The 2,412-nt window shown below is 33.2% G+C and carries 2 protein-coding genes and 2 pseudogenes; 2 read left to right on the top strand and 2 right to left on the bottom strand.

Annotated elements, in window-relative coordinates; genetic code table 11:
• Positions 1-289 (top strand): annotated as a pseudogene (locus AC1DJR_RS26495) (Tn3 family transposase); the annotation flags it as partial.
• 4 nt (positions 290-293) lie between these two features.
• A pseudogene (locus tag AC1DJR_RS26490) lies at positions 294-596 on the top strand (Bax inhibitor-1/YccA family membrane protein); the annotation flags it as partial.
• Positions 597-1,162: 566 nt separating this feature from the next.
• On the opposite strand, the gene AC1DJR_RS26485 reads toward AC1DJR_RS26490, so the two are convergent.
• Positions 1,163-1,810, bottom strand: coding sequence for an ABC-2 transporter permease (locus tag AC1DJR_RS26485; protein WP_429688436.1), 648 nt, complete (start codon positions 1,808-1,810; stop codon positions 1,163-1,165).
• Positions 1,800-2,412 (bottom strand): AAA family ATPase (locus tag AC1DJR_RS26480; protein ID WP_477003907.1); only part of this gene is annotated, 613 nt, incomplete at its 5' end. The genes AC1DJR_RS26485 and AC1DJR_RS26480, both read right to left, overlap by 11 nt.

Raw genomic sequence — 2,412 nt, 5'->3', positions numbered from 1 at the left:
CTTTGTAGATCATGTCTTTGCCATGTGTCATATGCTWGGATTTCGATTTGCTCCTAGAATTAAAACGTTTAGTAAAAATAAAATTTATACTTTTGAAAAGCCCGTAAATCTACCACATCTAGAATTTATGATTGATGGAGCAATTCATACAAAGAAAATAAGAGAAAATTGGGATGACTTATTACGATTAACTAGCTCTGTTCGTAATGGAACCGTCACAGYTTCTCTTATTCTCAAAAAGCTTGYGGCMTATCCRCGACAGAATAGCTTATCTGTAACTTTGCGTGAAAGTTGTAACGGTTGCAACACTTGGAATTTTTATTATGTATTTAATCGTTTTCTTATTGGGCATCTTAGGGGTGACTGTTCCATATATTCACCAGGGTGGGACAATTAGTATCATCATAAATGCAATTGTAATTGTTGTTGCTGCATTAGATTTATTACTAGATTTTGATTCAATTGAAAATGGTACTCAGAGTGGAGCGCCAAAGTATATGGAATGGTACAGCGCAGTAGGGCTTATGATGACATTAGTCTGGTTATACTTGGAGATCCTTCGTCTGGTTTCTTACATTATGAAAAACAAAGACTAGAAAACATCCTGCATGGTTCAAACATGCGGGATGTTTTTGGTATCTCTAATTATCGATTAGACAAATATAAAAAATAATAAATATATGATGTTGCTGTACAAAAAGTCCAACCCATATTTATAAACTTTCAGCTCCCTTTCTGTAATCTTCCTTTGATTACTACATACGAATTAACAGTAAAAAAGCCGATTCTCCCTTAGCGTACGAAATTCGCGTTTTGTTGGTGCTACCCCATCGCTATCAAGCTAATATTTTGAAATACCCCCAAAGCGAAAATTTCACCTTTCCATAGCTATCTATAAGGATTCAGCCCATCGTTTTGAGGAACAATGAATTTCTTAGCCTGATGGCGATGGGGCGGTATCCTTTAATGAAAAGAGAAACTAAGAAGACCAATGATTTAAAGACTCAGTTTATTTCAATATCCATAAAATCTACTTAATTAAGAAAAAGGTACATCACAAGGGGGATTTAAATTTTTATAGGGGATGGCTGAAAAGAAATGAATCTGTACGATACTACATATATTTCCTTTAACAACTATCCCCATTATATTTAAAATTTAATTATAAATCCTTTTTTGCATATATTTTCAGAGATATTACCATTGATATAAGACAAATAGCTATTGAAATAAAACAAGGCATCCATGCCAGAACAATTGATGAAAATGGAAAGGTGGTTGTAAAACCAATGTTAATCGATTGCCCCCCCTTTATAAGAGTAGGGGCGACAAAAGGTATTAAAAAGACAGTGAAAAATGATATAAGTTTTGTTTTATCATAACCGAATTTAAATTGAACAGGAAGTAGTATACCAAATAAAATACTGAAAATTAAAAATGTTATTCCAAGAGCGTTTACGCTGAGTTTTTCTATACCTGATGGTATGATAACTGACGTAATAATACGGATGATGGAGACACAAATGAAAATTACAAAGAGAAAGATATATTTTGCTTTTACAAATGCATTTCGTGTATATGGAGTTGCACAAAGCAAAGCGGCCCCCTTGTACTGATCCTCAAATTTGGATAACGTACTAAACAAAATAAGCTCCATCACAATTACTGTTAAAAGAAAGCTAACAAGACCGCCATCGTTTAAATGTAGTTGTGTAGAAATGTAAATAGGAGCGATAGTAGCATAGACGAGTAAAATTAGAAAATATTTTTTGACTAGTATAAAGTCTTTCCTTACAAGGTTAATTAACATGGTTATTACCCCTGATATATGAAAGCATAATATCCTCTAAAGTTGGTCTTTCCATCAATACATCAGGCATGAGTCGGCGTACATCATCTTTTTTATGAGTAATCCCCTCAAATCCGTAGTGAGATTGATGTAAATTTAAAAAAAGTTTTTTTGTTTGTTCATTAATTAATTGATTGTCTCCCTTTACCAATGCATGTGTGTCTACTAACACATCTTTTTCCTCATTAACTAAAATTTTTCCATCATCGATTAAAATGATCATATCGGCAATTTTATCTAAATCAGAGGTAATATGAGTGGAAAAAAAGACGCTTTTCCCTGGTTCCTTCATAAAATCTAGGAGAATATCCATTAATTCACTTCGTACCAATGGATCCAAACCACTTGTTGGTTCATCCATTATTAATAGGTCTGCGTGGTGGGATAGAGCCAATGCAACTGCAAATTTCATCCGCATACCTTTGGATAGGGTAGAAATTTTCTGTTCTAGATTTAAATTAAACTGTTTAATATAAGCTAAGAAAACCGACTCATCCCAATCAGTATAGGAAGGTGCAATCACATTTTTCATTTCTTTCAATGTTAATTCATCATAGAAATAT

It is taken from the genome of Bacillus sp. 05T31, assembly GCF_056396725.1.
This window is presented reverse-complemented; position numbering and strand designations above follow the sequence as displayed.

Bases quoted from the DNA above. Each gene is read 5' to 3' on its own strand.
- AC1DJR_RS26485 (WP_429688436.1), bottom strand. From the start codon at position 1,810: ATGTTAATTAACCTTGTAAGGAAAGACTTTATACTAGTCAAAAAATAT.